This is a genomic window from Mycobacterium avium subsp. avium, from assembly GCF_009741445.1.
GTDB classification, from domain to species: domain Bacteria; phylum Actinomycetota; class Actinomycetes; order Mycobacteriales; family Mycobacteriaceae; genus Mycobacterium; species Mycobacterium avium.
In genome coordinates this window covers 3,768,549-3,789,334 of sequence record NZ_CP046507.1, presented here as the reverse complement: position 1 = coordinate 3,789,334, position 20,786 = coordinate 3,768,549, and the positions used below count along the sequence as shown (strand labels likewise).

The following is a 20,786-nucleotide window of genomic DNA, read 5'->3' as shown; positions in this document are numbered from 1 at the left end:
CACCGGCAACGCCGCCACGGGCGCCCGAGTTTGACGGGCGGACCGGCAGGGTATTGAATGCGCCATGACCTCTGCAAAGGCTGCCGCTCCCACGCCCACCGGAGAGGTGTGGCCTGGCAAGGCCTACCCGCTGGGCGCCAGCTACGACGGCGCCGGCACCAACTTCGCCGTGTTCAGCGAGGTGGCCGAGCGGGTCGAGTTGTGCCTGTTCGACGGCGACGGCACCGAGAGCCGGGTGGCGCTGCCCGAGGTCGACGGCTTCGTCTGGCACGCCTACATCCCCGGCATCGAACCGGGGCAGCGCTACGGGTATCGGGTACACGGCCCCTACGACCCGGCGGCCGGGCAGCGGTGCAACCCGAACAAGCTGCTGCTGGACCCGTATTCGAAGGCCATCGACGGCACCTTCGAGTGGAACCAGTCGCTGTTCGGCTACAACTTCGGTGACCCGGACAGCCGCAACGACGACGACTCGGCGCCCAGCATGCCCAAGTCGGTGGTGATCAACCCGTACTTCGACTGGGGCAACGACCGCCCGCCGGACCACCACTACGCCGACACCGTCGTCTACGAGGCGCACGTCAAGGGCCTCACCCAGACCCACCCCGACATCCCCGAACAGATGCGCGGCAGCTACGGCGCGGTGGCGCACCCGGTGATCATCGAGCACCTGCAGAGCATCGGGGTCACCGCGATCGAACTGATGCCGGTGCATCACTTCGCCAACGACTCCACCCTGATCGAGAAGGGCCTGTCCAACTACTGGGGCTACAACACCATCGGCTTCTTCGCCCCGGACACGAAATACTCCAGCGCCGCCACGCCGGGCGGGCAGGTGCAGGAGTTCAAGGCCATGGTGCGCTCGCTGCACGAGGCCGGCATCGAGGTCATCCTCGACGTGGTCTACAACCACACCGCCGAGGGCAATCACCTGGGCCCCACCCTGTCGATGCGCGGCATCGACAACGCCGCCTACTACCGGCTGGTCGACGACGACAAGCGGTACTACATGGACTACACCGGCACCGGCAACAGCCTCAACGTCGGGCACCCGCACGCTCTGCAGCTGATCATGGACTCGCTGCGCTACTGGGTGACCGAGATGCACGTCGACGGATTCCGCTTCGACCTGGCCGCCACCCTGGCCCGCGAGTTCTACGACGTCGACCGGCTGGCGACGTTTTTCGAACTGGTGCAACAGGATCCGACGGTCAGCCAGGTCAAGCTGATCGCCGAACCGTGGGACGTCGGGCCGGGCGGCTACCAGGTGGGCAACTTCCCGCCGCAGTGGACGGAGTGGAACGGCAAGTACCGCGACACCGTCCGCGACTTCTGGCGCGGCGAACCCGCCACCCTCGACGAGTTCGCCTACCGGCTGTCCGGTTCGGCCGACCTGTACGAACACACCGGGCGCCGGCCGGTCGCCTCGATCAACTTCGTCACCGCCCACGATGGGTTCACGCTGCGTGACCTGGTGTCCTACAACGAGAAGCACAACGAGGCCAACGGCGAGGACAACAACGACGGCGAGAGCCACAACCGGTCCTGGAACTGCGGCGCCGAGGGACCGACCGACGACGAGCAGGTCAACGCGCTGCGGGCCCGCCAGCAGCGCAATTTCCTGACCACGCTGCTGCTGTCGCAGGGCGTGCCGATGATCTGCCACGGCGACGAGCTGGGCCGCACCCAGAACGGCAACAACAACGGCTACTGCCAGGACAACGAGCTCACCTGGATCGACTGGGCCAACGCGGACGTGGACCTGCTGGCCTTCACCCGGGTGGTGTCGGCGCTGCGCGCCGAGCACGCGGTGTTCCGCCGGCGCCGGTTCTTCTCCGGCAAGCCGGTGGGCCGGCGCGGCCAGGACGGGCTGCGCGACATCGCCTGGTTCACCCCCGACGGCACCGAGATGACCGACGAGGATTGGGGCGCCAATTTCGCCAAGTCCGTCACGGTGTTCCTCAACGGCCACGGCATCCCCGACCGCGACGCCCGCGGTCAACGGCTGCTGGACGACCCGTTCCTGCTGTGCTTCAACGCCCACCACGAGTCCATCGAATTCACCCTTCCGCCAAAGGAATTCGGTGCATCATGGCAGGTCGTGGTGTACACCGGGCCGGAGGAGACCACGCCAGCCGACGAGGTGCCCGGTGCCGGCGTGCTCAACGTCGACGCCCACACCGCGGTGGTGCTGCGGGCACCCGACGGCGGCTGAGCACCTTGACACGAATCCGCCCGAACGTCACGTAGCGCGCCGCCGCCCGATACGCTGTGGCTGCAGCGGGCTCGTTACAAGAGAGGGCGAATATGTCAAGGACAGTGGTGGTCGGCGCCTCCAGCGGGTTGGGGCGCTGCATCGGGGTCGGTCTGGCGCAGCGCGGCGACCGGGTGGCGCTGCTGGCCCGGCGCCGGCAGCGCATCGAGGCCGCGGCCGCGGACGCCGGCCCGGGTGCGGTCGCCATCGAGTGCGATGTCACCGACCAGGCGTCCTGCGCCTCGGCGATCGGCGAGGCCGCCGACGCGCTGGGCGGGATCGACAACATCGTCTACACCCCCGCGGTGGGCCCGCTGGTGCGCATGGTGGACACCGACGCCGACACCTGGCGGCGCATCTTCGACACCAACGTCATCGGCGCGTCGCTGGTCACCGCCGCCGCGGTGCCGCACCTGAGCGCCTCGGCCGGCAAGGCGGTGTACCTGTCGTCGGACGCCGGCGCGTTCGGGCCGCCGTGGCCGGGGCTGGGCGCCTACGGCGTCAGCAAGGCCGCGCTGGAGCGCCTGGTCGAAGCGTGGCGGGCCGAACACCCCGACATCGGCTTCACCTGCCTGATCGTCGGGGAGTGCGCGGGCGGCGAGGGCGACGGGCAGACCGGCATGAACCAGGGCTGGGACATGGATCTGGCGATGAAGGCGGTTCCGCTGTGGTCGTCGCGCGGCTGCATGCCCGGCAAGCTGATGCCGGTGGAGGACCTCATCGACGTGGTGCACACCATCCTGCGCACCAACGCCTCGACCTCGATGCCGCTGGTGGTGGCGCGCGGCGCGCCTGCCAGCCAGGCCGCGTTCGCCGAGGCCAATCAGTCCTGAGTCAGTCGTAAGCCAGAGCTAGCCCCGGCCGGGGATCCGCTCCCGGGCCAGGTCGGTCAGGAACCGCGCGGCCGACGTGGGCCGGAAGGCCAGCGCCGCGTCGGTGAGCGCGTCCCGCGACTCGGCGGGCAGCTCGATGTCGGCGGCGGCCACGTTGAATTCCAGCTGCTCGACGCTGGAGGCGCCGGGAATGGCGACCACCCCCGGGTAGCTGATCAGCCAGGCCAGCGCCACCTGGGCGGGCTTGGCGTCGACCTGGGCCGCGACGTCGCGCAGCAGCTGTAGCAGCGGCTCGATGCGGCGCAGGTTCTCGGTGCCGAACAGCGCGTTGACCGCGCGCACGCCGCCCGGCCGGTTGTCGACGCCGTACTTGCCGCCCAGCAGACCCTGTTCCAGCGGGCTGTAGGCGATGACGATGCGGTTCTCCCGTTCGGCGAACGGCACCAGGTTCTTCAGCGCCTTGGGGTAGGCGAGCGAGAAGTGCACCTGGTTGCTGATCACCGGCCGGCCCAGCGCCGCGTCGGCCTTCCGCCAGCGCTGCAGCGAATAGTTGGAGACCCCGGCGGCGCCGATCTCGCCGCTGTCCAGCAGGTCGCGCATGCCGGGCATGATCACCGAATCGGGGAACACCGGGTTGGGCTGGTGCACCTGGTAGAGCGGGATGCGGTCCAGCCCGAGCCGCCGGGCGCTGGCCCGCGCGCGTTGCCTGACCACCGCGGGGAAGGGGGCCACCGGCATGATCTTGCTGGCCACCGCCACCTCGGCGCGCTGCTCGCCGAGCGCGTCGCCCAGGATCCGCTCGCTCTTGCCGAACCCGTAGATCTCGGCGGTGTCGAACAGAGTCACACCCAACGCCAGCGCGCGGCGCACGATGTCGCCCGCGGCACCCGCGGCGTAGCTGTCCCCGTAGCCCCACTCGCGGGAGCCGAACTGCCAGGTGCCCAACCCGATCCGGCTGAGACGGCCGACCCCGTCGACGTCGACGTATTTCATCCGCCCAGCCTACTGATCGGTGGGCGGGCCGCTCAGCCGGGAATCTTGCCGAGGATGTAGTTGGCGATGCTGACCGCGGCCAGCCGGGGCCGCTCGCTGTCGGTCGTGCCGCTGGCCGACACGTTCAGGTCGACGACGACGTTGGCCTTGGCCGCGACCGCCCGCGCGGAGCGCACCTGAATTCCCTTGGGCGTCAGGTCCAACGTGGTGATCCCGTTGCCGGCGTCGGCCGGTGTGCTCAACGCCATCGCGATCGGCTGCCCGCCCGGCGCCGTCACGGTGACCGTCGAGCCGCCGCACTGGCGCCACCCGGCCAGCAGCGCGTCCAGTTGCGCCTGCGCGCCGGGCGCGTCGCGGAACGCCGCCACGCCCTGGATGACCTGGATCGACTTCAGCATGCTGCGGGTGTCGGTGAATTCGCCGGCGTGATAGCCGGTGAAGGCGCCGGGGGTGTAGGCGTCCGGGCTGCCGGCGGCGATGCTGCCCCAGCATTCGGGGCGGTCGATGCTGCCGTCCTGCGCCGAGCGGCCCGGGCTGTTCCAGGTCGGGCCGACGTCGAGGTTGGCGTCGGCGGTGATGTTGCGCAGCGCGTCCAGCCCGGGCAGCAGGGTGGTGATGGTGTCCGGCGGCACCGTGGGCGGCGGCGGCCCGGCCGACGTGGTGGCCTCGTGCGCGGCCCGGTGGGCGGCGGTGGAACCGCCCAGCGTGGCCCACCCGGCCAGCGCGACCACCGCCAGCAGGATGAACACGTACGACAGGGTGACGCCCACCAGCGCGCGGTCCCGGCCGAGTTCGCCGGTGCGGCGGATCTGCGCCAGCCCGAGGTGACCCAGCACCGCGCCCGCGGGCGCGAACAGGAACGCGAAGACCAGCGACAGCGTCGCCAACGTGTTGACGCCCGGGCGGTACGGCGGTGCGAGCGTGGCTGGTTGCGTCGGCGGCGGGCCGACGGGCTCGGGTTCGGGCGGCGGGACCCGGCCGAGCGGGTCGTAACTCAGCGGGTTGCGCCAATACGGATCCTGCTGGTTGGTCACGCAGCGCCTCCTTAGGGGCCTCCTCGGCGGCCGAACCTGCCCGAAATGTAGCCGAGCGGGCCCGGTGCCCAAACCGAACCCGTCACAGCCGCGGCTTGGCGATGCCGACCACAAAGGGCGCCTGGGCCAAGGTCAGGTAGACCCGATGCGGCCCGACGGCCATGCCGGAGAGTGGGGCTCGGCGCGCGGACTCGGGCAGCGCCGAGCGGTAGTCGACGGTGCGCAGCACCGGAATGTGCCGGGCCGGAAACCCGGTGAAGCTCGCCGTTTCCAGGGTCACCAGCTGCCGGTCGGTGGCCGCGTAGATGCGGGTGTCGTCGGTGCCCAGCGCCCGGATCGGGGCGGGCAGCCGGGTGCTGGCCAGCACCTGTATCCCTTGCCCGCCGCGGCGCGAGTCCACCGCGTACAGCACGGCGTCGTCGTGGCCGGCCACATAGCTGCGGGTCACCGCGGTGCCGTCGCCGGCGGAGACCGCGACGTCGATGTCCAGCGAACCGCGTTGCGGCGCCGGGGAATCGGGGCCCTGGTAATGCCGGATTCCGGACGGCGCGTAGATGTGGTAGTCGATTTCGCGGCCGCGGTTGGCGCCGTCGATGACCTCGGCGGGGGCGCCGCCGATCGGCGCGGTCGCCAGCTTGCGGTAGCCGTACTGATCGACCGGGGTCACCGACCGGCCGTCCGACGACAGCGTCAGCAGCATCCGCAACCCGGCGTCCTCGGACAGGTAGGCCGGGGCGGGCCCGGCGTCGAAATCGCCCACCTGGCGCAGACTTTGCAGATCGACGACGACCACCCGGCCGCGCGTGGGCTGCGGCACGAAAACCACCGCCGGATCCTTGGTGCTGATCTGCAGATTGCGTCCCGCCGCCAGCGGCGCCGACAGCCGGGTGGTCGCCGCCGCGGCGCGATCTTCGGCGACCTCGGCCACCCGCTGATCCTCGGTGACGGCCACCAGGGCGTGCCCGCGATACGACCACACCGGCTGGTGCAGCGCCGTGCCGACCGGCCAGACCGTCAGCTCGGGCGCGCTTTCGGTCGCCGCGCCGGGCCGCGAGCAGGCCACGCTCATGACCAGCGCGCCGACGCTCACCGCCAGCACGCCCGTCAGCGCGCCACCGCGCAGCACCACACCGGAACCCACTCCCGCGCGCAACTTTTGCCTCCCGCCCTGGTTTTCCAGGGCATACCCCGCCTGGCCACCGCCACACCCGTTTGACCCCCGAGTGGCTCGGGTAGCCGCAACCAGAGCGCGCAACAGCCCTGCGCGCCGAACCAGAGCAGATGGGAGGGACAGCATGGCACCGACCGCCATCAAGTCGCCCACCGATGTGGTCGACTTTCTGGTCAGCCAGCACCAGCAGATCAAGGCGATGTTCGCCAACACGTTGGCGGCGTCCGGAAAGGCGCGCGAGGAGGCCTTCATCGAACTGCGGCGCCTGCTTGCCGTGCACGAGACCGCCGAAGAGGAGATCGTGCATCCGCGCGCCAAGCGCAAGATCGCCGGCGGGGCAGGTGTGGTCGAGGAACGGCTGCACGAAGAGCACGAGGCCAAGACCGCGCTGCAGAAGCTGGAAAAGCTCGACGTCGACAGCGAGGAGTTCACCCGCGAGCTCACCAAGCTGCGGGACGCGGTGATCGACCACGCCGAGCACGAGGAGCACGACGAGTTCGCCAAGCTGGGCCAGGAATTGAGCGGCGACGAGCTGGAACGGATGGGCCGCGCCGCCAAACTGGCCGAAGCGATCGCGCCCACCCGGCCGCACGCCGGGGTGGAATCGCAACTGGCCAACCTGGCCGCCGGCCCGTTCGCCGCGATGCTCGACCGAGCCCGCGACGTCATCGTCGGCAAGGGCTGACGGCCATCCCAGGCGAGGTACCCCCGCTCGGTGGGGGAGTGGGGGCACCTCGCCGCCCCCTACCATGACCGCGACTTCGAAGGCCCCGGGTGCCGACCGCTACCTCCCCGAGCAGCGGGACATTGAGGCGCTCAAGCATGCGGCCGAAACATGCCGCGGCTGTTCACTTTTCGCCGACGCCACCCAGACGGTGTTCGGCAACGGACATCCGGGTGCCCCGATCATGCTGGTGGGTGAGCAGCCCGGCGACCAGGAGGACCGCGCCGGTGCCCCCTTCGTCGGCCCGGCCGGGCGGCTGCTGGCCCGGGCGCTGCAGGACGCCGGCATCGATCCCGGGCTGACGTATCAGACCAACGCGGTCAAGCATTTCAAGTTCACCCGCAAGGACGGCAAGCGGCGGATCCACCAGAAGCCGGGCCGCACCGAGATCGTCGCCTGCCGGCCCTGGCTGATCACCGAGATCGAGGCGGTGCACCCCCGGATCATCGTGTGCCTGGGGGCCACCGCCGCACAATCGTTGCTGGGCACCAGCTTTCGGGTCTCCACCCAACGCGGCCAACCGCTCAAGCTGCCGGCTTCGCCCGAGGTGATACCCGACGTGTCGCCCGAGCCGGTGCTGGTGGCGACGGTGCACCCGTCGTCGGTGCTGCGCGACCGCAGCGAACGGCACGACGAGGTCTACCGGTTGTTCGTCGACGACCTGCGCAGCGCCCGCTCCGCGCTGGGCTGAACGGCCGCGGTCAGCTTTTCTTGTGCGGCAAGAACTCCTGCATCTTGGTTTTCAGGCCGACCTTGACGAAGCCGGTGCGGTCCTCGTCGCCGGAGAGCACCGCCGCGGTCGCCGACTTGAACTGCTCCCAGGTGGCGTGCGGCGGGATCGGCGGCATGTCGGGATCGGTGTAGACGTCCAGCACGGTGGGACGGTCGGCCGACAGGGCGCTGCGCCACGCGTCGGACAACTCGTCGGGATCCTTGATGGCCATCGCGTTCAACCCCAGCCCGGCCGCGAACGCGGCGAAGTCGACATCCGGAAGGTTTTGCGATTCAGCGAATTTCGGCGCTCCGGCCATCGCCCGCATCTCCCAGGTGACCTGGTTGAGGTCGTTGTTGTGCAGCACCGCGATGATCAGCCGCGGATCTTTCCATTCGTTCCAGTACCGTTTGACGGTGATCAGTTCGGCCATGCCGTTCATCTGCATGGCGCCGTCACCGCTGAACACGATGACGGGCCGGTCCGGCTGGCCGAACTTGGCGCCGATGCCGTACGGGACCCCGGGGCCCATCGTCGCCAGCGTGCCCGACAGCGAGCCGCGCATGTTGCCGCGGAAGCGCAGATTGCGGGCGTACCAGTTGGCCGACGAGCCGGAATCGGCTGTCACGATGGCGTTGTCGGGCAGCAGCGGGGACAGCTCGGAGAACAGCCGCAGCGGGTTGATCGGGTCCGCACCGACCATCGCCTCCTTGTCCATGGTCTCCCACCAGCGGGCCACGTTCTTCTCGATGCCTTCCCGCCAGGACCGGTCCTCCTTGCGCTTCAGGTGCGGAATCAGCGCGCGCAGTGCGGCCTTCGCGTCGGCGACCAGGTTCACCTCGTAGGGGTAGCGCATCCCGATGAGCCGGCCGTCGATGTCGATCTGCACCGCCCGACACTGCCCGAACTCCGGCAGGAACTGCGTGTAGGGGAAGCTGGATCCGACCGTGAGCAACGTGTCGCAGTCGCGCATCAGCTCATAGCTGGGCCGCGTGCCCAAAAGCCCGATAGAGCCGGTGACCCAAGGCAATTCGTCGGACAGCACGTCCTTGCCCAACAGCGCCTTGGCCGCGCCGGCGCCGAGCAGGTCGGCGACCTCGGCCAGCTCCTGGTGCGCCCCGCGGGCGCCGGTGCCGACCAGCATGGCCACCTTCTTGCCCGCGTTGAGGATCTCGGCCGCGCGGGCGATGGCGGCGTCCTCCGGGGCGATGGCCGGGTATTCGATGCCCAGGCTGGAGGGCACCATCTTGAACGCGTGCTCGGGCGGCGAGTACGGCAGCTCCTGCACGTCGGCCGGGATGATCAGCGCCGTCGGGGCCCGCTGGGGCATCGCGATGCGGATCGCGCGGTCAAGCACGTTGGGCAGTTGCTCGGGCACGGTGACCATTTGGACGTAGTCGCTGGCGACGTCCTTGAAAAGGCTGAGCAGGTCGACCTCTTGCTGGTAGTTGCCGCCCATCGCGGTGCGGTTGGTCTGGCCGACGATGGCCACCACCGGGACGTGGTCGAGTTTGGCGTCGTAGAGGCCGTTGAGCAGATGGATGGCGCCGGGGCCGGAGGTCGCCGCGCACACGCCCACCCGGCCGGTGAACTTCGCGTAGCCGACCGCCTGGAAGGCGCTCATCTCCTCGTGCCGCGACTGGATGAACTGCGGCTTGTTGTCGGCGCGGCCCCACGCGGCGAGCAGCCCGTTGATGCCGTCGCCGGGGTACCCGAATACATGCTCGACGCCCCACGCCCGCAAACGCTCGAGCAGATAGTCGGAAACCTCTTGTTTGGACATGTCTTCCCTCCTCGGCAAACGGCCGACCGTGCTGGCGGGTGGGTGTGTGGCTGGTGGTTGAACCAGGCAGGCTGCCACCCGCGGCGGCGGCCTCGGCACGTCCCACACGAGCCGGGTTACCCGGATTCGCCGGTGTTATGCGCTGCCGCCCGCCCGGTCAGCCGACTCCCAGCCACCTGCCAGCAACCGGCGCGGCGCCGACGGCCGCCGGCGCCCGCCACGAACAGTCAAAACCCTTGTCGCACACCGTTTCCCAGATAGCGCAGGCCGGCTTCCCGCACGGTGGCCGGGTCCAGCGAATTCCTGGCGTCCAGCACCACCGCCAGCGGCGCGTCCTGTGCGACCGCCCGCCAGTCGAGGCTGCGGAACTGCGGCCATTCGGTCAGCACCACGACCGCGTCGGCGGCCTTGGCCGCCCGGTACGGGTCGTCGACCGCGGTCACCCGGTATTGCTGCAGGACGGCGGGGTCGATGTTGGGCAACTGCGGGTCGTAGCCGGCCACCTGGGCGCCGGCCGCGGCCAGTTCGCGGCATGCCGCCAGCGCCGGCGACTCCCGGGTGTCACTGGTGGCGGCCTTGAAGGTGAGCCCCAGCGCGGTGATCCGGCAGCCCGACAACGGCCGGCCGAGGGTGTGCCGCAGCGCGGTGACGATCCGTCGCGCCTGCGCGGTGTTGGTCTGCCGGGCGGCCTCCACTTCGGCGAAGGACACCCGGTGCCGGTGCGCGATGTCCAGCAGCGCCGCGGTGTCCTTGGGCAGGCAGGAACCGCCCCAACCCGGGCCCGGGCGCAAGAACTCCGCGCCGATCCGCCGGTCGGCGCCCATGCAGCAGGTGACGTCGTCGATGTCGGCGCCCACCCGCGCGCACAGCGCCGCCAGCGAATTCGTGTAGGACAGCTTGACGGCCAGAAAGGCGTTGCTGGCGTACTTGGCCAGCTCGGCGCTTTCCGGGCTCATCCGCAGCACCCGGTGTCCGGCCAGGCCGTAGGCCTGGTGCACCAGCTGGGCCGCCAGTTCGTCGTGGCTGCCGATCACCAGCCGGTCCGGGTTGCGGAAGTCGTCGACCGCGCGTCCCTCGCGCAGGAACTCGGGGGTGGAGACGACACGAATCCCCTTGTGGCACAGCCGCTGTGCCATGGTCGACGTGGTGCCGACCGGAACGGTCGATTTCAGCGCCACCACGGCGCCGCGGCGCAGCACGCGGCCGAGCCGGTCGATCACCGACTCCACCGCGGCCAGGTCCGCGTGTCCGTCCGGGGCGCTGGGCGTGGGCACGCACACGAAGACGACGTCGCGGTCGGCCAGCTCGGCGAAATCGGCGCTGAAGCGCAGCACGCCGCCGGCCAGCCCGTCACCCAGCAGCTCGGACAGCCCGGGTTCGTCGATCACCGCCACCCCGGCGCGCAGCCTGCCCACCCGGTCCGGGTTGATGTCCACCGCAACGGTCTTGCGCCCCGCAGCGGCCACGCAGACCGCGGTGGTCAGGCCCACGTAGCCGACACCGACCACGCCGACCAGCGGCTCGGTGCTCATGCCGTCTCCCCCAGCACCCCGCGGCAGGCCGACAGCACCTGCGCGACGGTCAGCGCGAGCAGTCCGGGGTGCGGCGTCGCGGCGTGCGGGTCGCCGCTGCGGCCGGCCCACAGCGCGGCGTGCGGCGCCGGCCCGCGCGGTCCCCACCGCCGCGGGGAGGTGGGGCCGAACAGCACCACCGAGGCGGTGCCGGTCGCGGCGGCCAGGTGCGCCACGCCGGTGTCGCCGCAGATCACCATCCGGCTGTCGGCGACCAGCGCGGTCAGCGCCGGCAGGTCGAGGACTCCGGACACCACGGCGGTGCGCGGCAACCGGGCGGCGCGGGCGACGGTGTGCGCGAGGTCGAACTCGTTCGGTGATCCGGTGATCAGGATCTCGTGGCCGTCGTCGCGCAGCGCCGTGGCCACCGCCGCGAACCGGTCCGGCGGCCACTGCCGGGCCGGCGCGGACGCCCCGGGGTGGATCAGCACGGCACCGGTCTCGTCCCGCGGGATGGACGGGCGTTCAAGGAGGATATCGGTTGAGTCGCAAGGGATTCCGGCCCACTCCAACAGGGCGCACCAGCGCTGCACCTCGTGCAGGTCGGCGCGCCACCGCGGCCCGGGCAGGCCGGGATGGCAGTCGTGGCAATGGCTGATCACCGACCGGGGTTCCCAGGCCAGCAGGTGGTCGATGCTCTGCGGGCCGCAGCCGTGCAGGTTGACCGCCAGCGCCGGCGCGTCGGTGAGCGGCTGCACGTCGCCGAGTCCGGCGGTGGGCAGCAGCTCGTCCACGGCGCCGGTGAGCATGGCCAGCTCGCGGTAGCGGTCCGGAGCGGCCAGCATCACCCGGGCGTCGGGGTAGTGCCGGCGCAGCCCGCGCAGGGCGGGCACCGCGGTCAGCAGGTCGCCGAGTCCCAGGGCGCGCAACACCACGATGCGCTCCCGCGGCCCGGCCCGGGTGGCGCCGGCCGCTAGGGCCACGACGACTCCGTCGAGGCGCACACCACCATCTCGCGCACCTCGCAGCCGGCCGGTTGACAGAGCGCGAAGAGCACCGTTTGGGCGACGTCCTCGGGCTGGTTGAGTTTGGCGTCGGCCGGCGGCTTGTACTGTTCGGGCCGCCCGTCGAAGAACGGGGTGTGCATTCCGCCGGGGATGAGCAGCGTCACGCCGACCTGGCCCGCCAGCTCGGCCGCCAGCGCGCGGGTGAAGCCGACCACCCCGAACTTGGATGCGCAGTAGGCGGTGGCGTCGCTGACCGCCTTGATGCCCAGCGTCGACGCGCAGGTGACGATGCGGCCCCCGGTGGCCTTCAGGTACGGCAGGGCGGCCCGGATCACCGCGGCGGTCCCGACCAGATTGACGGCGATCACCTGCTCCCAGTCCTTGGCCGGGACCTGTTCCAGGGTGCCGCACGAGTCGATGCCGGCCGGGGTGAACACCCCGGTGATGCGGCCGCCCACCTTGCCGGCCAGCGACTCGACGGCGCTGGCCACCGCGTCGGTGTCGGCCAGATCGCAACCGACGTAGGGCACGTCGGCGGCCGGCGGTTTCCGGTCGATCACCAGCGGCACCCCGCCGCGGTCGGCCACCGCGGCCACCGTGGCCGCGCCCAGGCCGGAAGAACCGCCGGAGATCAATACGCCTTCCAGTGATTGTGCTTTCATATCAACACCTTTCGCTACTCTGGGCGGCGGGTGGCCGCCGCGGCGATCAAGCGGGACGACGAATAACCGGCCACCGTGGGCAGGATCACCACCTCGCCGCCGTGCCGGTACACCACGTCGGCCTCCGGCAGCTCGGCGGCCACGTAGTCGCCGCCCTTGACCCAGATGTCGGGACGCAAATCCTCCAGCATGCGTTCGGGGGTGAGGCCGTCGAAGACGGCCACCGCGTCGACGCAGGCCAGCGCGGCCAGGACGCGGGCCCGGTCCGCATCGCGCATCACCGGACGCCCGCTGCCCTTCAGCGCGCGCACCGACGCGTCGGAATTGACCAGCACGATCAGGGCGTCGCCCAGCTCGCGGGCCTGCCGGAGCAGCCGGATGTGCCCGGTGTGCAGCAGGTCGAAGCAGCCGCCGGTGGCCACCACGGTGCGGCCCTGCCGGCGCAGCCGCGCGGCCAGGCCAAGCGCGTCCACCGCGCTGGCGTCCGCGGGCCGCGACCGGCTGGTCAGCGGGTCGGATCCGGTGTCGGACACCGGGATCGAGACCGCGGCCGCGCCGCCGGCGGCGACGAAACGCGCCGCGTCGCCGACCGCGGCCCGCACCGCGGCGACGGCGTCGTTGCCCGCGGCCAGCGCCACCGCCGCGGCGACGGCGAACCGATCGCCGGCGCCGCAGACATCGCCGGCGGCGGGCGCGGCCCGCTGCGGGATCGCGACCTGATGCACGCCGGCCCGCGGCTCGTACACCCGGGCCCCCTGGGCGCCGCGGGTGATGCACACCGCGTCGGCGGCCCAGGTCCGCAGCAGCGCCTCACCGCCGTCACCCGAGCCGTCGTCGTGGCAAAAGCCCCGCGCCTCTTCGTGATTCGGTGTCACCAGCGCGCATCCCGGCACCGGCGGCGCGCCGCGCGGATGCGGGTCCCAGACCACCGGGACGCGACGGGCCGACTCGGTCAGCGCCGCCCGGACCGCCGGCAACGCGGTCACCCCCGCGCCGTAGTCGGCGACGCAGATCGCCCGGGCATCGGCCAGGGCGTCGGCCGCCGCGGCCGGCAGCGGCCCGTCGACCGGGGTCGCGTCGCCGCGATCGAGCCGCAGCACCGACTGGCCGCGGGCCCGGATCCTGATCTTGCACACCGTCGTTCCGCTCACCGGCAGCGCCAGCACCCGAACCCCCGAGCAGCTCAGCAGATCGTGCAGCGCCCGGCCGGCGTCGTCGTCGGCGATGCCGGTGATCAACACCACCGGCGCCTCGGTCCGGGCCGCGAGCAGGGCGGCCAGCCCCGCCCCGCCCGGCCGTTGCACGTGCCGTTCGGCGTCCACCACCGGCACCGGCGCCTCCGGGCTGAGCCTGGTCGCCGAACCCAGGATGTCGATGTCCAGCATCGAATCACCCACGACGACAAGAGGTTTCGATGTGCTCATGATGCTTCCCGTCGTAAAAGGTGGTCGTCGAGCGCCATGCACAGCCCGTGGATCAGCAGCAGATGGACCTCCTGCACCGTCGCGGTGCCGGCGGCGTCCACGCAGATCGCCTCGTCGCACATGCCGGCCAGCTCGTTGGGGGCCGGTCCGGTCAGCGCCCAGGTCACCATGCCGACGTCGTGCGCGGCCTTGACCGCCGCGATCACGTTGCGGCTGGCGCCGCTGGTGGACAGCGCCACCAGCACGTCGCCCGGCCGGCCGTGCGCCCGCACCCCGCGGGCGAACACCTCGTCGTCACCGTAGTCGTTGGCGATCGCGGTCAGCGCCGAGGTGTCGGCGTGTAAGGCGGTGGCGGACATGGGAACTCGCTCCTCGCGGAATCGGCCCACCAATTCGGCGGTGAGGTGCTGGGCCTCGGCGGCGCTGCCCCCGTTCCCGCAGGCCAACAACCGGCCTCCGGCGGGCAGCACCGTGGCCAGCCGTCCGCCCCACCCGCGCAACCGGGGGGCCTGGATGCTGGTGCGCCGCACCGCTTCCCGCAGCGCGTCGAAGTGGACCTCGATCATGGCTTCCCTCCTTCTGCCACGGCGCCTTCTGCCACGGCGGCGAGCAACTCCGCGTCGGTGATGCGGTCCAGGCAGGGGTGACCCGGCACCGGGCACACCCGGGCGCGGCTGGCCCGGCAGGGCGCGAACTGGTCGCCGAGCACGCGGACCCGCCGCCCGTAGGGGCGCCACTGGCCGGCGGGCACCACCGGGGCGAACAGCGACACCACCGGTGTGCCCACCGCGGCGGCCAGGTGTGCGGGTCCGGTGTTGGGGACGACCACGACGCGGGCCGCCGCGAACACCGCCGCGAGTTCGGCGAAGCTGGTGCGCCCGCCCAGATCGACGGCGACGTCGCCCGCCACCGCCGCGGTCAGCGCGGCCTCGTCGGGGCTTCCGGTGACGACGACCCGGTGGCCGGCGCCGGCCAGCGCGGCCACCATCGCCGCGCTGCGGGACGGGCTGGGCCGGCGGGCCGGTACCGCGGCGCCGGGGTGGAACACCACGAACGGCCGGGGCGCGAGTTGCTCGGCCAGCCGCGCCGGCAGCGGGTCGACGGCCCGGATCCGCAGCGCGCCGTCGTCGCCGGCGGGCAGGGCGCAGCCGGCGGCCTCGGCCAGCGACAGCGCCCGCTGCGGCTCGGGAATCCCGTCCGGCACCCGATGCCGCAGGTTCAGCAGCGCGCCGGGGTAGTCGACGCTGACCGCTCCCACCCAGGGCACCGCGGCCATTCGGCACAGCAGCGCCAGCGGCAGTGGCGACTGGTGAAACGACGTGCAGATGTAGACCCGGTCGGGCGCGAGGTCGCGCAGCTGTTTGATCAGCGCCTCGGCGTGCGCGGCGGTCAGCTCGGGCGCCTCGAAGTCCACCCACGGCGCCTGCCATTCGATCAGCTCGTCCACACCGGGCAGTAGCTCGGCGGCGGCCCGCCCGCGCGGGCCGACCAGCATGGTCACCCGGTCGTGCCGGGCGGCCACCGCGCGCACCGCCGGCCCGGTGATCAGCACGTCACCGGCGCTGTCCAGGCGGGCCACCACCGCGGTACTCATCGGCACTCCGAAAGCACAAGGGAGACAGCGTCGTTCAGCGTCGCGGCCACCCGGGCGTGGGCGCGCGCGTGCTCGACCTCGGCGGGCAGGATGCGGTCGGTGGGCACCAGCACGGCCGCGGCGCCGGCGGCCAGGGCGGCGCGCACGTCGGCGCCGGTGTCGCCGATCATCACGCAGCGCCGGGCCGGCACCCCCAGCGCCTCGGCGGCCGCCAGGATCAGGCCGGGCCGCGGCTTGCGGCAGCCGCAGCCGTCGGACGCGCCGTGCATGCACACCTGCCAGGAATCGAACGGGCCGAGCACCTCGTCGACCCGGTCGTTGACGGCGGCCAGCTGGCCGGCGCTGATCAGCCCGCGCGCCACGCCGGACTGGTTGGTCACCACCGCCAGCAGCAGGCCGCGGCGGCGCAGCCGGGTCAGCGACTTGGCGGCGTCGTGGGTGGGCCGCACGCCCGCGGGGTCGTTGAGGTAGGGCCGGTCGACGATCAGGGTGTCGTCGCGGTCCAGCAGCACGGCCAGTGGCGGCTCGGGACGCGCGCGCCGAAAGGTCCATTCCCCGGCCAGCCGGTGCGCCACCGCGACCGGCGGGATGAGCACGCTGCTGGCCGAAAGGCCAAGTGCCTCACGCATATTGCGTGGCCCGCTGAGCCAGCGCCGCGCCGCGAACTCGATCGTGCACAGCAGCCACAGCGCGGCGGCGCGGCGGGCGGTGGCGCGCCGGCCCAGCAGCCCGGCCAGCAGCGCGGCGGTGCCGGCCGCGGTGGTGGCGGCGTGCGCCGGCATCCGGCCTGGTCCCTCGCCGATCCGGGTCCGCCAGCGGCGGCCGTGCTTGCGCCGCATCAGCGCGTTGTCGCGGTTGCCGATCTGGGCCCGCACGCTCGAGTGCCAGGTCGCCGGCGCCACCGGGTGGGTGCAGCGACGCTCGCCGCGTAGGATGGTTCCGCCGGCCGACACGATCCGCAGCGCCAGGTCGGAGTCCTCCCGGTAGGCGCGGGGGAACCGCTCGTCGAAACCGCCTGCGGCGACCAGTATGTCGCGGCGATAGGCCATGTCCGCGGTGATCCATTGCGCGGTGGCCAGCCGCGCGGTCCGGCGTTGGTCGTCCCTGGGCCGCCGCGGTGTCGGCACCTCGAGCACCGCCTGGGAGCCGGCGGCGCCGCACGCGTCGGCGGCCTTCAGGTCGAGGCACAACGCCGATATCCAGTCGCGGTCGGGCAGCACGTCGTCGTCCAGGAAGCACACCCAGCGGCTGCGGCTGGCGCGCCAGCCGACGTTTCGGGCGGCCGCCGGTCCGCGCCCGCCGCTGCGCAACACCCGCACCGGCGGGTCGTCCGGCAGCGGCAGACCGTCGCCCGGGCGGGGCCGGTCGTCGACCACCACAACCTCCGGCGGCTGCGGACCCATGCTCGAGCGCAGCGCAATCAGCAAGCGGCGCAACGATTCCCGACCCACCGTGGGTATCACCAGCGTGTAGTCGTCGTGCCTCACTGATACCGCCTGACCAGGTAGGGGCCGACGGCCAGCACGTCGATCGGGGAGCTGCCGAACACCTCGAGGGCGTCGCGCGGGGTGTCCACCATCGGCCGTCCGGCGGTGTTGAAGCTGGTGTTGACGACCACCGGCACCCCGGTGTGCTGCGCGAACCGGTTGATGGTGGCGTGCAGCAGCGGGTCCGCATCCGCGTCCACGGTCTGGATCCGCGCCGTGCCGTCGACGTGGGTGACCGCGGGAATCCGGCTGCGCCAGTGCTCGGCGACGTCGTGCACGAACAGCATGTACGGGCTGGGAAGCGGTCCGCGGGAAAAGATCTCGGCGGCGCGCTCGGCCAGCACCATGGGGGCGACCGGCCGGAACTGTTCGCGGCCCTTGACGGCGTTGAGCCGTTCGGCGTTGGCCGGATAGCGCGGATCGGCCAGCAGCGAGCGGCCGCCGAGTGCGCGCGGCCCGAACTCGGCGCGGCCCTGGAACCAGCCGATCAACTGGTTCTCGGCCAGCGCGTCGCCGACGGCCGACGGAAGATCGTGCGGGCGTTCGTAACTGACCGCCGCGTCGTCGAGCGCCGCCCTGACCGCCGCGTCGGACCAGCCGCGGCCCAGCTGTGCGCCGGGCATCGGTGCGATCGGCTCGTCGAAGGATGCGGCCAGGTGCAGCGCCGCGCCGAGCGCGGTGCCCGCATCGCCGGCGGCCGGCTGCACCCACACCCGGTCGAAACCGCCCTCGGCGTGGATGCGGGTGTTGGCAACGCAATTCAGCGCCACCCCGCCGGCCAGGCACAGCGCGTCGCCGTCGGTGCGGTCGCGCAGCCAGCCGACCAGCTCGAGCAACACGTCCTCGACGACGCGCTGCACGCTGCAGGCCAGGTCGGCGTGCACCGGGTCGAGCGTCGCCGCGTGCGGCGGCCGGGGCGGGGCGAGTCGCTCCCAGTCGATCGGCTCGGTGCAGAACCCGCCGTCGCCGCGCGCGTACACCCGCCCGCGCAGTCGGTCGGCGAAGCGGGGCCGGCCGTAGGAGGCCATCGCCATCACCTTGTATTCGTCGCTGGAGCGGGTGAAACCCAGGTGCTCGGTGAGGCTTTCGTACAGCAGCCCCAGCGAGTGCGGCAGCTGCTGGACGGCCAGCACGTCGAGCTTGTGCTCCCGGTACACCCCGGCCAGCATGGAGGCGCGCTCACCGCGCCCGTCGACCACCAGCACCGCGGTCTCGGGATGCGGGGAGGCCAGCGCCGTCGACGCCGCGTGCGCGACATGGTGGCGCACGTGATGCACCACCGCGGGGTTGAGGCCGGGCAGCGCGGTCTTCAGAAAGCCCGGCGCCCGTTCGGCGTACAGGGTGCGCAGGTGCTCCCAGTCCCGGTCCAGCCCGGCGGGGTCGAGCGGTTCCTCGTACATCAGTGCCGGGTCGTAGGAATAGCCGACCGCGTCGATGTCCTCGGCCCGCACGCCGGCGTGATCCAGGCACCAGCGGATGGCCGCGACGGGCAGCTCCCAGGTGGCGAAGGGGACCGCCGGTTTGCCGTGCTTGCGGCGGGAGAACCGCTCTTCCTCGGCGGCCGCCACCACCCGGCCGTCGATCACCAGCGCGGCGGCCGGATCGTGAAATACCGCATTGACTCCGAGTATTCGCACTCTGCTGCCTCCTACCGGGTCCGCCGGTCAGTGGTCGCGACGAGCTGTTGCGTCGACTCACCGGTGCGCCCGGCCCGCTCGGCGAACCACGCCAGGGTGGTGCTCAAGCCGGTGCGATAGTCGACCCGCGGCCGCCAGCCCAGCCTTTGGCGGGCCAGCCGGATGTCCGGGCAGCGGCGCTGCGGGTCGTCGGTGGCCGGCGGGGTGAACTGGATGGTCGACGTGCTGCCGGCCAGCTCCCGGATCAACTCGGCGGCGGACAGCACGGTCAGCTCGGTCGGATTGCCGATGTTCACCGGGCCCGCGAAGTCGCTGTGCGCCAACGCGATCAGCCCGGTGATGGTGTCGTCGACGTAGCACAGCGACCGGGTCTGCAGCCCGGCGCCGGACACCGTCAGCGGATCGCCGCGCAGCGCCTGCAAGCAGAACGTCGGCACCATCCGGCCGTCGTCCGCCCGCATGCCGGGCCCGTACGTGTTGAAGATCCGGGCCACCCCGACATCGGCGCGGCCGAGGCGGTGATAGGCGAACGTCAACGCTTCGGCGTACCGCTTGGCTTCGTCGTATACGCTGCGCGGGCCCACCGGATTGACGTTGCCCCAATAGCTTTCGCGCTGCGGATGCGACTCGGGGTCGCCGTACACCTCGCTGGTGGACGCCAACACGAACCGGGCGCCGGCGCGCTCGGCGATCTCCAGCGCGGTCGCGGTGCCCGCCGAGCCGGTGCGCAGCGTCTGGATCGGGCGGCGCTGGTAGTCGACCGGGGAAGCCGCTGAGGCCAAATGGAATACGGCGTCGAAGCCGCTGCCGACCTCGTCGATCAACCCGGGGTCGCAGACGTCGCGCTGCACGAACCGGTATCCGGGCCGGTCGCCGAATCGGACCGCAGGCCCGCTGGTGGACAGGTCGTCCACGCTGACCACCTCGACGCCGTCGTCGAGTAGCCGCGCGCACAGGTGCGCGCCCAAAAAGCCGGCGCCGCCGGTGATCAGCACCCGGGTCAGTGATCGCATCGGGCTCTGGTACCCGTCAGGTCTGGGGTGAAACCCCGTTTCACCGTTGCCCTTCGGGGTAGTCGCCCCGGTCATGTCGACCATGCCGCGCACCTCCTTCGTCATCGCCACCCGGGACCGCTCGGCGGAGCTGACCGGCACGCTGACCCGCCTGCTGGACACCACCGGGTGCCCGATCATCGTGGTGGACAACGCATCCCGCGACGACTCGGTCGCCGCCGCCAGCCGCATCGCCGCCGCCGGCCGGGTGACCGTCATACCGCTGAGCCGCAACGCCGGCGCAGCGGCGCGCAACATCGGTGTGGCGCGGTGCGGCACACCGTACGTGGCGTTCTGCGACGACGACTCGTGGTGGGCGCCGGACGCGATCGCGCGGGCCGAGCAGATCTTCGACACGTTCGGCACCGTCGCGCTGTTGGCCGCGCGCACCGTGTTACTGCCGGCGCGCCGCGACGACGAGTTCACCGAGCAGCTCGCCCACAGCCCACTCGGGCACCGCGCGGGCCTGCCCGGGCCGTCCATTCTCGGGTTCCAGGCCTGCTCGGCACTGGTGCGCGCGTGGGCGTTCCGACGCGTCGGCGGGTTCAGCCCGATCCTGCACTTCCGCGGTGAGGAAACCCTGCTGGCCTGCGATCTGGCCGCCGACGGCTGGGACCTGTGCTTCTGCCCCGAGCTGGTGGCATACCACCGGCCGTCGCAGATCCGCTCGGCGAGCCGGGCGCAGCGTGCCCGGATCCTGCGCAACGCGCTGCTCACGGCCTGCCTGCGCCGCCCCGTCGACCGGTGCGCCCGGGCGGGTGCGGCGCTGGCCTGGGCGGCGCTGCACGACGCGGCCCACGCCAAGGCGTTGCTCGAGGCGACGGCGGCGTTGCCGGCCGCACTGCGGGAACGCCGGCGGCTGCCCGATGCCGTCGAGCGTTCGCTGCGGATGCTGGAAAGTGGTTGAG

18 protein-coding genes are annotated in these 20,786 nt (G+C 72.1%); 5 read left to right on the top strand and 13 right to left on the bottom strand.

Annotation, left to right across the window (positions count from 1 at the left end; all coding sequences use genetic code 11):
• Nucleotides 1–64: 64 nt before the first annotated feature.
• Both glgX and MAA44156_RS17625 read left to right on the top strand, forming a co-directional pair.
• Nucleotides 65–2,215, top strand: coding sequence for a glycogen debranching protein GlgX (glgX, locus tag MAA44156_RS17630; RefSeq protein WP_023879560.1), 2,151 nt, complete (start codon nt 65–67; stop codon nt 2,213–2,215).
• Between the two features lie 104 nt (nt 2,216–2,319).
• A complete protein-coding gene (locus tag MAA44156_RS17625; protein WP_009978573.1) occupies nt 2,320–3,087 on the top strand; it encodes an SDR family oxidoreductase in 768 nt (255 codons plus the stop codon).
• 18 nt (nt 3,088–3,105) lie between these two features.
• Here the strand turns inward: MAA44156_RS17625 and MAA44156_RS17620 are convergent, their stop codons facing one another.
• The 3 genes from MAA44156_RS17620 to MAA44156_RS17610 all read right to left on the bottom strand — a co-directional run bounded on the left by MAA44156_RS17620 (nt 3,106) and on the right by MAA44156_RS17610 (nt 6,243).
• Nucleotides 3,106–4,080 (bottom strand): aldo/keto reductase, encoded by a 975-nt coding sequence (locus MAA44156_RS17620; RefSeq protein ID WP_003874681.1) that lies wholly within the window; start codon nt 4,078–4,080, stop codon nt 3,106–3,108.
• A 32-nt stretch (nt 4,081–4,112) separates the two neighbouring features.
• A complete protein-coding gene (locus MAA44156_RS17615) occupies nt 4,113–5,114 on the bottom strand; it encodes a sensor domain-containing protein (RefSeq protein ID WP_009978571.1) in 1,002 nt (333 codons plus the stop codon).
• Between the two features lie 82 nt (nt 5,115–5,196).
• Nucleotides 5,197–6,243, bottom strand: coding sequence for a YncE family protein (locus tag MAA44156_RS17610; protein WP_023883978.1), 1,047 nt, complete (start codon nt 6,241–6,243; stop codon nt 5,197–5,199).
• A 166-nt stretch (nt 6,244–6,409) separates the two neighbouring features.
• Here MAA44156_RS17610 and MAA44156_RS17605 point away from each other — a divergent pair, with 166 nt between their 5' ends.
• A complete protein-coding gene (locus MAA44156_RS17605) occupies nt 6,410–6,970 on the top strand; it encodes a hemerythrin domain-containing protein (RefSeq protein WP_003874684.1) in 561 nt (186 codons plus the stop codon).
• A gap of 64 nt (nt 6,971–7,034) precedes the next feature.
• Nucleotides 7,035–7,700: a UdgX family uracil-DNA binding protein gene (locus MAA44156_RS17600; protein WP_009978564.1), complete on the top strand. Its 666-nt coding sequence runs from the start codon at nt 7,035–7,037 to the stop codon at nt 7,698–7,700.
• A 10-nt stretch (nt 7,701–7,710) separates the two neighbouring features.
• On the opposite strand, the gene MAA44156_RS17595 is transcribed toward MAA44156_RS17600, so the two are convergent.
• The 10 genes from MAA44156_RS17595 to MAA44156_RS17550 form a co-directional block, all read right to left on the bottom strand.
• Entirely contained in the window at nt 7,711–9,504 is a 1,794-nt protein-coding gene (locus MAA44156_RS17595; protein WP_009978563.1) for a thiamine pyrophosphate-requiring protein, read from the bottom strand.
• Between the two features lie 227 nt (nt 9,505–9,731).
• Nucleotides 9,732–11,036 (bottom strand): UDP-glucose dehydrogenase family protein, encoded by a 1,305-nt coding sequence (locus MAA44156_RS17590; RefSeq protein WP_023879564.1) that lies wholly within the window; start codon nt 11,034–11,036, stop codon nt 9,732–9,734.
• Complete coding sequence (locus tag MAA44156_RS17585) at nt 11,033–11,998, bottom strand: glycosyltransferase family 9 protein (protein ID WP_065371183.1); 966 nt, start codon at nt 11,996–11,998, stop codon at nt 11,033–11,035. The genes MAA44156_RS17590 and MAA44156_RS17585 overlap by 4 nt, the downstream gene beginning before the upstream one ends.
• Entirely contained in the window at nt 11,989–12,684 is a 696-nt protein-coding gene (locus MAA44156_RS17580; protein WP_010949898.1) for an SDR family oxidoreductase, read from the bottom strand. The genes MAA44156_RS17585 and MAA44156_RS17580 overlap by 10 nt, the downstream gene beginning before the upstream one ends.
• 14 nt (nt 12,685–12,698) lie before the next feature.
• Nucleotides 12,699–14,108 carry a PfkB family carbohydrate kinase gene (locus tag MAA44156_RS17575; RefSeq protein WP_121035703.1) on the bottom strand — a complete coding sequence of 470 codons (1,410 nt, stop codon included), beginning with the start codon at nt 14,106–14,108 and terminating at the stop codon, nt 12,699–12,701.
• Nucleotides 14,105–14,674, bottom strand: coding sequence for a D-sedoheptulose-7-phosphate isomerase (locus MAA44156_RS17570; RefSeq protein WP_009978546.1), 570 nt, complete (start codon nt 14,672–14,674; stop codon nt 14,105–14,107). The genes MAA44156_RS17575 and MAA44156_RS17570 overlap by 4 nt, the downstream gene beginning before the upstream one ends.
• Nucleotides 14,671–15,702, bottom strand: a complete 1,032-nt coding sequence (locus tag MAA44156_RS17565) for a glycosyltransferase family 9 protein (RefSeq protein ID WP_003874693.1) — start codon at nt 15,700–15,702, stop codon at nt 14,671–14,673. Before MAA44156_RS17565 ends, MAA44156_RS17570 begins: the two co-directional genes overlap by 4 nt.
• On the bottom strand, nt 15,699–17,189 hold the full coding sequence (locus tag MAA44156_RS17560) for an HAD-IIIA family hydrolase (protein WP_121035701.1): 1,491 nt from the start codon (nt 17,187–17,189) through the stop codon (nt 15,699–15,701). The genes MAA44156_RS17565 and MAA44156_RS17560 overlap by 4 nt, the downstream gene beginning before the upstream one ends.
• The gene (locus MAA44156_RS17555; RefSeq protein WP_023885100.1) at nt 17,186–18,826 is read right to left on the bottom strand and encodes a carbamoyltransferase family protein; all 1,641 of its coding nucleotides are present in this window, start codon (nt 18,824–18,826) and stop codon (nt 17,186–17,188) included. The genes MAA44156_RS17560 and MAA44156_RS17555 overlap by 4 nt, the downstream gene beginning before the upstream one ends.
• Before the next feature lie 11 nt (nt 18,827–18,837).
• Nucleotides 18,838–19,923 carry an NAD-dependent epimerase/dehydratase family protein gene (locus tag MAA44156_RS17550; RefSeq protein WP_205590178.1) on the bottom strand — a complete coding sequence of 362 codons (1,086 nt, stop codon included), beginning with the start codon at nt 19,921–19,923 and terminating at the stop codon, nt 18,838–18,840.
• Here MAA44156_RS17550 and MAA44156_RS17545 point away from each other — a divergent pair.
• Entirely contained in the window at nt 19,913–20,785 is an 873-nt protein-coding gene (locus MAA44156_RS17545) for a glycosyltransferase family 2 protein (RefSeq protein ID WP_065370783.1), read from the top strand. The genes MAA44156_RS17550 and MAA44156_RS17545 overlap by 11 nt on opposite strands.
• Nucleotide 20,786: the final 1 nt, after the last annotated feature.

Bases quoted from the DNA above. Each gene is read 5' to 3' on its own strand.
- glgX (WP_023879560.1), top strand. From the start codon at position 65: ATGACCTCTGCAAAGGCTGCCGCTCCCACGCCCACCGGAGAGGTGTGG.
- MAA44156_RS17620 (WP_003874681.1), bottom strand. From the start codon at position 4,080: ATGAAATACGTCGACGTCGACGGGGTCGGCCGTCTCAGCCGGATCGGG.
- MAA44156_RS17605 (WP_003874684.1), top strand. From the start codon at position 6,410: ATGGCACCGACCGCCATCAAGTCGCCCACCGATGTGGTCGACTTTCTG.
- MAA44156_RS17600 (WP_009978564.1), top strand. From the start codon at position 7,035: ATGACCGCGACTTCGAAGGCCCCGGGTGCCGACCGCTACCTCCCCGAG.
- MAA44156_RS17595 (WP_009978563.1), bottom strand. From the start codon at position 9,504: ATGTCCAAACAAGAGGTTTCCGACTATCTGCTCGAGCGTTTGCGGGCG.
- MAA44156_RS17590 (WP_023879564.1), bottom strand. From the start codon at position 11,036: ATGAGCACCGAGCCGCTGGTCGGCGTGGTCGGTGTCGGCTACGTGGGC.
- MAA44156_RS17580 (WP_010949898.1), bottom strand. From the start codon at position 12,684: ATGAAAGCACAATCACTGGAAGGCGTATTGATCTCCGGCGGTTCTTCC.
- MAA44156_RS17575 (WP_121035703.1), bottom strand. From the start codon at position 14,108: ATGAGCACATCGAAACCTCTTGTCGTCGTGGGTGATTCGATGCTGGAC.
- MAA44156_RS17570 (WP_009978546.1), bottom strand. From the start codon at position 14,674: ATGATCGAGGTCCACTTCGACGCGCTGCGGGAAGCGGTGCGGCGCACC.
- MAA44156_RS17565 (WP_003874693.1), bottom strand. From the start codon at position 15,702: ATGAGTACCGCGGTGGTGGCCCGCCTGGACAGCGCCGGTGACGTGCTG.
- MAA44156_RS17545 (WP_065370783.1), top strand. From the start codon at position 19,913: ATGTCGACCATGCCGCGCACCTCCTTCGTCATCGCCACCCGGGACCGC.
- MAA44156_RS17550 (WP_205590178.1), bottom strand. From the start codon at position 19,923: ATGGTCGACATGACCGGGGCGACTACCCCGAAGGGCAACGGTGAAACG.